7 protein-coding genes are annotated in these 8,214 nt (G+C 67.6%); 1 reads left to right on the top strand and 6 read right to left on the bottom strand.

Translation table 11 applies throughout. The features are described from left to right. Window position 1 precedes the first annotated feature (1 nt). The 3 genes from fadD4 to A5625_RS06225 are packed head-to-tail and all read right to left on the bottom strand — an operon-like array spanning window position 2 to window position 3,328. Entirely contained in the window at window positions 2-1,519 is a 1,518-nt protein-coding gene (gene fadD4 / locus A5625_RS06215; RefSeq protein WP_066990268.1) for a fatty-acid--CoA ligase FadD4, read from the bottom strand. A 34-nt stretch (window positions 1,520-1,553) separates the two neighbouring features. Continuing rightward, a complete protein-coding gene (locus A5625_RS06220; protein ID WP_066990271.1) occupies window positions 1,554-2,615 on the bottom strand; it encodes an S-adenosylmethionine:tRNA ribosyltransferase-isomerase in 1,062 nt (353 codons plus the stop codon). After that, a complete protein-coding gene (locus A5625_RS06225) occupies window positions 2,612-3,328 on the bottom strand; it encodes an SDR family oxidoreductase (protein WP_066990273.1) in 717 nt (238 codons plus the stop codon). The genes A5625_RS06220 and A5625_RS06225 overlap by 4 nt, the downstream gene beginning before the upstream one ends. Window positions 3,329-3,389: 61 nt before the next feature. Here A5625_RS06225 and soxR point away from each other — a divergent pair, with 61 nt between their 5' ends. Beyond that, a complete protein-coding gene (gene soxR / locus A5625_RS06230; RefSeq protein ID WP_066990276.1) occupies window positions 3,390-3,857 on the top strand; it encodes a redox-sensitive transcriptional activator SoxR in 468 nt (155 codons plus the stop codon). A 29-nt stretch (window positions 3,858-3,886) separates the two neighbouring features. On the opposite strand, the gene A5625_RS06235 is transcribed toward soxR, so the two are convergent. The 3 genes from A5625_RS06235 to A5625_RS06245 form a co-directional block, all read right to left on the bottom strand. Next, entirely contained in the window at window positions 3,887-5,713 is a 1,827-nt protein-coding gene (locus A5625_RS06235) for a phosphoenolpyruvate carboxykinase (GTP) (protein ID WP_066990279.1), read from the bottom strand. A gap of 160 nt (window positions 5,714-5,873) precedes the next feature. Further along, window positions 5,874-7,418 (bottom strand): hypothetical protein, encoded by a 1,545-nt coding sequence (locus A5625_RS06240; protein ID WP_197515990.1) that lies wholly within the window; start codon window positions 7,416-7,418, stop codon window positions 5,874-5,876. Then, on the bottom strand, window positions 7,415-8,214 hold an 800-nt coding region (locus A5625_RS06245), incomplete at its 5' end, for a hypothetical protein (RefSeq protein ID WP_066990296.1). The genes A5625_RS06245 and A5625_RS06240, both read right to left, overlap by 4 nt.

Here is an 8,214-nt window from a genome sequence, read left to right on the forward strand (position 1 = left end):
GTCACACCGAGTACTTCTCGATCAGCCCATTCTTGTAGAGCTTGCCGGTGTCGGTACGCGGCAGCTGTGCTTCGAATGCGATCGATCGCGGGCATTTGTAGTGCGCCAAGCGATCTCGCAGCCACGCCGTCAGCTCGTCGGCGAATGCGTCGGTGGCATCGGCCGCGTCGACGGTCTGCACGGCGGCCACGACGCGCTGGCCCATCTCGTCGTCGGGCACCCCGAACACCGCCGCGTCCAGCACCTTGGGGTGGGTGACCAGAAGGTTCTCGGCTTCCTGCGGATAGATGTTCACCCCGCCGGAGATGATCATGTGGTGACGACGGTCGGTCAGATACAGGTAACCCTCATCGTCGAGGTAGCCGATGTCACCGACGGTGGCCCAGCCGTGCTTGTCGCGGGAAGACGCGGTTTTCGTTGGGTCGTTGAGGTATTCGAACGAATAACCGCCCTCGAAGTAGATTTCGCCGGCCTGTCCTGGGGGCAACTCGTTGCCGTGCTCATCGAGAATGTGCACGGCCCCGCCCATCGGCTTGCCGACCGAACCGGGATGCGCCAGCCAATCTTCGGCGGTGATCAGCGTTGACCCGTGTGCTTCCGAGGACGCGTAGTACTCGTCGATGATGGGTCCCCACCAGTCGATCATCTGCTTTTTGATCTCCACCGGGCACGGGGCCGCCGCGTGCATCGCCCGCTGCAGGCTGGACAAGTCATACGAATGACGCACCTGCTCAGGCAGTTTCAGCATGCGGGTGAACATCGCCGGCACAAACTGGCCGTGGGTGACCCGGTGGCGCTGGATGACATCCAAACAACCTTCGGCGTCGAACTTCTCCATGACGACGGTGGTGATGCCACCGGCCTGCGCGCTCATCGACCACACCGACGGCGCCGTGTGGTACAGCGGCGCCGGGCTGAGGTAAACCGAATCGGGCGTCATCCAGAAACCGACCAGCGCCGACATCATGCCGGGCGCCTCAGCCGGTGGGACGTGCGGCAATTCCCGCTTGATGCCCTTGGGCCGGCCGGTGGTGCCCGACGAGTACTGCAGCAGGTCACCCTCGATTTCATCGTCGATCGGGGTATCGGGTTGATCCGCAACGCATTCGGGGTAACGCTCCCAGCCCGCCAAGTCGCCGTCCGCGATCAGCAACAGCTCCGGTAGTCCGCCCGGCAAATGCTCAGCCAAACCGGCCAGGGTGTCGCGCAGCGCCGCCGAGCCGATGATGGCCTTGGCGCTGCTGTTGTCGATGATGTAGGCCGCTTCTGCCGCAGTCAGGTGGGTGTTGATCGGCACGTAGTACAGACCGCTGCGACGAGCCGCCCACATCACCGCGTGGATGTGCTCGTTGTTCTCCATCAGGATTGCGACGGTGTCGCCCTCACGCAGCCCCGCCTGCCGGAACCGGTGCGCCAGTCGATTGGCACGGGCTTCGAGGTCGTCGAAGGTGACGACCGTTCCAGACGGGTACAGGATGACAGCAGGTTTGTCGGCGCCGATATACGGGCGGATCTGCATGCGCCGACTGTACCGCCGCCAAACTTGACGGGTGTTAAGTGGTCACCGGCGCGGGCAGTAGCAGCGCGCTGTCGCCGAATTCATGCCACAGGTAGCCGTGTTCCACCGCCTGTCGATACGCCCTGGCGACCAGCTCGGGACCGGCCACCGCCTCCAGCAACAACAGGTGCGAGGCGCCCGCGTCGTGCCATCCGGTGATCAGGCCGTCGACCACCCGGCACGGCCGACCGGGGCCGAGCACCAGATCTGTCCAGCCGTCCACCTGCCGCACCACGCCGTCCGCGGTAGCGGCGGACTCCAGAGCGCGCGTCACCGTCGTTCCGACCGCGATCACCCGTCCACCGGTCGCGCGCGTGAAGTTCACCAGTCGCGCGGTCGCGGCCGGCACGTGGAAGGGTTCGGCGACCGGTGGCTCGCCGGCATCCGCCGACGAGACCCCCGCGTGGAGCGTGATCGGCGCGATCGCGATGCCGGACGCCACCAGGTCGGTGACCAGTTCAGCGCTGAACGGCCTTGCTGCACTCGGCATTTCAGCACTGCCGGGTTTTTTGGCGAATACCGTCTGGTAGTAGCGCAGCGGCCACGGCCTTGGCACATACGAGTACCGGATGGGCCGGCCGTGCCGGGCCAGGTACGACGCGACGTCACCCTCCACAACGACCCGCGCGGTCCACAGCCGCGCGCCCACGCCTCCGGCTTCCGGATAGGACGACACGATAACGAGCGCCGCTCCGCCGGGCAGGTCGATACGTTCGCCCGGCCGGACGTCCGGGAGGTGTCCGGCCGCCTCCCCCGCGGGCCGCAGCTCCACCACCCAGCGCCTCTCGGCTCGCCGGGTCGAGAAGTGCACGGCGATGGGCCGGCCGTCGCGGCGGCCGTCCACCGCGGCGGGCATAGTGGCGGAGTTGTTCACCACCAGCAGATCGCCCGGTCGCAGGTGAGCGCCGAGGTCTGCGAAGCGGATGTGGCTGACGCCGTCCGGGCGGGCGACCAGCAGCTTCACCGCGTCGCGGGCGACGCCGTGCGCTTCGGGCGGCTCGATGGCATCGGAGCCCGGGGCGCGGTGGAAGCGGGTGCGCGGAGCCGCCAGAGTCATCGCGGCGCTCCGGATAACGACAGGTCGACGGCTCGGTAGCGGCCCGCCGGGGGCCGGCTGTCGAGCAATCGGAGCAAGGCCGGCACGACGGACTCCGGCTCGGCTCGGTCCGAGATGTCCTCGCCCGGGAAGGCGGCCTGGTGCATCTCGGTGCGCATGTCACCGGGGTCGAAGGCGTACACCGCGACGTCGGGCTCCTCGGCGGCCAGGACGGCTGATAGTTGGTCGAGTGCGGCCTTCGACGAGCCATACCCGCCCCAGCCGGGATACGGTTCGACGGCGGCGTCGGAGGTCAGGTTGACGATCACGCCGGCGGTGTCGGCGAGCGCCGGCAGTGTCGCCTGGATCAGGGCCAGCGGCGCGAACAAGTTCGTCTGGTACACCGTCCACAACTCGCCCGCCGGGTACTCGGCGAGGACCGGTTGCGGGCTGGGCCCCAGCCGGCTGGCGTTGTTCACCAAAAGGCCAAGTCGACCGGCATTGCATGCTGTCGCGACCAACTCGGCACGGTGTGACGCATCAGTGACGTCACCGGGCAGCGCGATGAATTTCCTTGAATCTAGTTTGCGGACAGTTGATTCCAGTTTAGAGGCGCGTCTGGCATCGCCGACGACGGTCCAACCGCGGTGGAGCAGCGCGGCGGTAACCGCACCTCCGAAGCCGCGCGAGGCGCCGGTGACAATCGCAACAGGTTGCTGTCTTGGTTGAGTCATCCCCCCATACTGATAGTTGAAGTAAACTTTAAGTCAAGTCGCGAAGTCGAGAAGGCCACAAATGGATAAGCGAGACCTGTTCACCGTCAGTGGGATAGCGAAGCGCAGCGGCTTCGCGGCATCGGCGATCCGGTTCTATGAGAGCCAGGGCCTGATCGCGGCGACCCGGACCGCCGGTGGCCAGCGCCGCTTCGAGCGGCAGATGCTGCGACGCCTGGCCTTCATCAAGGCCGCCCGCAACGTCGGCCTGAGCCTGGATGAGATTGCCGACGCACTGGCCACGCTTCCGGACGGCCGAACCCCAACACGCGCCGACTGGAGCCGGCTATCCAAAATCTGGCGCGCGCGCCTCGACGATCAGATCGCCGGGTTGATCGCGCTGCGCGACAACCTGGACTCATGCATCGGTTGCGGTTGCCTGTCGCTGAAGCGTTGCGCCATCTCCAATCCCGGCGACCTTGCCGCCCGCACCGGAGCGGGAGCAATGTACCTGCCGAGATCACTACGGCGGCAGACGATTAGCGGTTGAGGTCTACCCTCACCGCCCCCGAAGAGGGCTCAGCCCGCTTCGGAGAGCCGCTGCTTGAGCGCCTCGAATTCGTCGCGGACACCTGTGGGCAGCTTGTCGCCGACGAACTCGAACCACTCCTCGATAAGCGGCAGTTCCTCGCGCCACTCGGCCGGGTTGACCGCCAGCGCCTTGGCCACGTCATCGCCGTCGACGTCGAGGCCGTCGAGGTCCAGGTCGTCGGCGGTCGGCACGATGCCGATCGGGGTGTCCTGGCCGCCCGCCTGGTGCTCGATGCGGTCCACGATCCACTTGAGCACCCGGCTGTTCTCGCCGAAGCCCGGCCACAGGAAGCCGCCGTCTTCGTCGCGACGGAACCAGTTGACGAAGAACACCTTGGGCAGCTTGGACTCGTCGGAGTTCTTGCCCAGGTCAATCCAGTGCTGGAAGTAGTCACCGACGTGGTAGCCCAGGAACGGCAGCATGGCCATCGGGTCGCGACGCACGGTGCCCACCTTGCCCTCGGCGGCGGCGGTCTGCTCGCTGCCCATGGTGGCTCCCATGAACACGCCGTGCTGCCAGTCGCGGGCCTGCGTCACCAGCGGCACCGTGGTCTTGCGGCGGGCGCCGAACAGAATGCCCGAGATCGGCACGCCCTGCGGGTCGTCCCACTCCGGCGCCAGGATCGGGCACTGCGACATCGGGGTGCAGTAGCGCGAGTTGGGGTGGGCGGCCTTCTCGTCGGAATCGGGCGTCCAGTCGCGGCCCTTCCAGTCGGTCAGGTGCTGCGGGTCGCCCTCCAGGCCCTCCCACCACACGTCGTTGTCGTCGGTGAGCGCGACGTTGGTGAAGACGGTGTTGCCGGCCTCGATGGTGCGCATGGCGTTGGGGTTGGACTTCCAGTTGGTGCCCGGCGCGACGCCGAAGAAGCCGAATTCGGGGTTGACCGCGTACAGGCGGCCGTCCTTGCCGAACCGCATCCAGGCGATGTCGTCGCCGAGCGTTTCGGCGCGCCAGCCCGGGATGGTCGGCTGCAGCATGGCGAGGTTGGTCTTACCACACGCCGACGGGAACGCGGCGGCGAAGTAGTAGGCCTTGTTCTCCGGGGAGATGAGCTTGAGGATCAGCATGTGCTCGGCCAGCCAGCCCTCGTCGTGGGCCATCGCCGAGGCGATGCGCAGCGAGTAGCACTTCTTGCCCAGCAGCGCGTTACCGCCGTAGCCGGAGCCGTAGCTCCAGATCTCGCGGGTCTCCGGGAAGTGGGTGATGTACTTGGTGTCGTTGCACGGCCACGGCACGTCCTTTTGGCCCGGCTCCAGCGGCGCTCCGACCGAGTGCAGCGCCTTGACGAAGAACCCGTCGTCGCCGATCTTCTCCAGGGCGGCCTTGCCCATCCGGGTCATCACCTTCATCGAGATGACGACGTACTCGGAGTCGGTGATCTCCACACCCAGCTTGGGGTCGTCGGAACCCAGCGGGCCCATGCAGAACGGCACCACCCACATGGTGCGACCGCGCATGCAGCCGCGGTACAGGTCGGTCATGGTGGACCGCATCTCGGACGGGTCCATCCAGTTGTTCGTCGGCCCGGCGTCGATCTCGCGCTCGGAACAGATGTAGGTCCGCGACTCGACCCGGGCAACGTCGGACGGGTCGGACAGCGCCAGGTAGGAGTTCGGGTGCTTCTTCTCGTTGAGCTTCTTCAAGGTGCCGGCCTCGACCAGTTCGCCGGCCAGGCGATTGAACTCGTCGTCGGAGCCGTCAGCGAAAACCACCCGGTCGGGCTGGGTCAGCTCGGCGACCTCCTGCACCCATGACAGCAGGCCCTGGTGGTTCGTGGGTGCTGTGTCTAAACCGGGAATGGTCGCTGAGGTCATCGAACTCTCCTGGATCTTCTGCGTATCGGGCTGGTGTTGCTCGCTATGCTCTCGCCCACACAATTAAGGATTTGGTGGCGTTAACTACAGGTTATCGTGAGGATCTTGTCGGGGAAGTCGCGGGCAGGTATAAGCCTTCTCACAACAACGATTCAGAAGGTCACGACGGGTCGCCATCTTCGCTCCTCGAATCGGGTTTTTCGGTTCCGTCACCGCCGGCGTCTTCGGCGGCACTTTCCTCTGGTCGTATACCCGGTTCACCCAGTTCTGCACGTACCACCGCCAGGGCGGCGGCCACCGCGGGCATCTCTCGATCGCGCGCGGCCGTGGCCCGCGCGGCGGCCAGGGCGTGCTCGCGCAGCTCGTTGTCGATGACGCCGACGGCGACGGACACCTTCGCGTTCTCGGCCTCGTCCTGAGCCAGCAGGCCCTTGCTCAACACTGACTCGGCGACCAGCACACGGGTGGCGACCAACTCCTCGACCACCGATTGCAGCGAGGCCGTCACGTCCCCCGCCCAGCGGTCCAACAACGCCCGGTCGTGCAGCAGCGCACGAATGTTGATCACCATGAAGGTGAGCGCCACCGAGATCGCCACACAGGCCAGGGCCGCGACCACGGCCAGCGCGGGATTCAGCCGCGAGGTCAGGCTGCTCATCAGCCGGCTCAGCGTCAGCGCCACTCCGAGCCCGAACCCCACACCGAGCAGGATCATCAGCCAGGTTTCGTGTCGGCGCGATTTCAGCGGCGGCGGCGAGACCTCGACCGTCGGCAGCTTGTCGAGCGGCGGCAGCTCCATCGGGACGCCCACCACCTGTGCGACCTCGGCCAGTTTGGTGTCGATGTCTTGGCTGACCTCTTCGACCACCTCGTCCAACTCGTCACCGGTGTCCGCCTCGAAGCCGGACATGTTGCGCCGCGACACACCCGCGGCGTATTCCTGCAGTTCGCTGCGAAGTGCCGCGCAGCGGTTACGCGCGGCGTGCGACAGCGCAACTTTGGCCTGCTGGATCTGGCCGCGCATCGTGATGGTGCGCTCGCTTTTGGCCTGACGCCGCTGCTGCAACGTGGCGCTGCGCTCGTCGCGCAACGCCTCGACCCGGGCCCGCCGACCGGACCCCTCGACCTCGCGGTCGAACCGCCGGGCAACGGTCTGCAGTCGCGATTCCCACGCCCGCAACCTGTTTCGTCGTGCGAGGTCGGGGTCATCGAGTTGCGCCGCGACGGTGTCGATCAGGTCGTCGACTTCGGGCTCACCCAGATCGGGCAGCGCGGCCGCACCCACCCAGGCCGCCCGCGAATAGCGGGGCGCGTACTCACCCAGCGATTGGCAGTTGGCTGCGACGATGTCGCGCCAGTTCAGGTGCACGTCGATCTTGGACACCACGCCGACCACCGCATCGGTGTGCTCGGTCGCGGCCTCCAGCAGCGCACAGTCCGACGGCGTCAGGTTCGCCGCCGCGGACACGACGAATACCACCGCCAACGGGGCCTCGCCGGGGCCCAAATCCGCCGACTCGACGAACTTGTGTTGCGGCAACCGTTTGCGCAGGGCGTCGGCCACCGCGCTGACCCCGGCCATCCACGGGCCGGTCACCAACACCACGTCCCGGCGCTGAATGGCGGGCGGATCCAGCCCGGGGCTCGCCGCTGCCACTAGGGCATCCACCTCGGCGACGGGGTCGCCGCCTGCTTGGCCGCTCACCACGCCTCCCCGGGCAACGACGCACAGGCCTGCGACCACAGCCGCAGCGACCCGCGGGCGATGTCGGCGCCGCAGGCGCGGTGCAGTTCGCTTGCCGACGCGCGGCTGTAGCGCTGCCAACGCACCGCGCGCGGCAGATGCGCGGACGGATCACGATGCGCGTCGAGCGGGCCCCGAGCGCCCGGATCCAGCCCGGCCGCCTCGGCAAGGTCGACGGCGGCCGCCATCCGCGCGACCACGGTGTCGTCGCGGGACAGAAACCCGCTGATCTGCTCACCGAGCCCGCCGCCGGCGGCGGCCAGTGCCTCGAGTTCCGCGACGGCGTCCAGTACCCGCCGATAGCGCACCTCGGCGCCCAGCACGCCGAGTTTGGCCAGCACGACGTCGACACCACTCATTCGGTGCAGCAAGGTCAAAACCTGCGCCGGGGTCCGGCCCTGCCGGAACGCGGCGACCGCCAGCGCGGTGCCGAACAGGTCGAGCGCATCGAGCAAGCACTGACGCACCGGGGCCGGCACCGGGGCGTCGGCGGACAGGAATCCGGCGAAGGAGCCATCGAAGCAGGCGGTGCCGCCGGGATGGGCGGCGAGCATGGCCAGCGCCGTCCACAGGGTGCTGTCCAGGTCGTCCAGCGCGGCGACCGCGAGCAGACCGATCATCGGCGTCATGGGCACCCCGATCAGCTCCGACAACTGGCTGCACCGCACCCGCGCCGCCGCCATCGGGCTATCGGCGCCCCGCCCGGACAGCGAGCCCACCAGATCGGCCTTGTTCAGCACCGCCAGCACCGGACGCC

This window comes from Mycobacterium sp. 1465703.0, from assembly GCF_001672975.1.
Classification (GTDB): Bacteria; Actinomycetota; Actinomycetes; order Mycobacteriales; family Mycobacteriaceae; genus Mycobacterium.

Excerpts from the sequence above, each read along its gene's own strand:
- fadD4 (WP_066990268.1), bottom strand. The coding sequence starts at position 1,519 with ATGCAGATCCGCCCGTATATCGGCGCCGACAAACCTGCTGTCATCCTG.
- A5625_RS06235 (WP_066990279.1), bottom strand. The coding sequence starts at position 5,713 with ATGACCTCAGCGACCATTCCCGGTTTAGACACAGCACCCACGAACCAC.
- soxR (WP_066990276.1), top strand. The coding sequence starts at position 3,390 with ATGGATAAGCGAGACCTGTTCACCGTCAGTGGGATAGCGAAGCGCAGC.
- A5625_RS06225 (WP_066990273.1), bottom strand. The coding sequence starts at position 3,328 with ATGACTCAACCAAGACAGCAACCTGTTGCGATTGTCACCGGCGCCTCG.
- A5625_RS06220 (WP_066990271.1), bottom strand. The coding sequence starts at position 2,615 with ATGACTCTGGCGGCTCCGCGCACCCGCTTCCACCGCGCCCCGGGCTCC.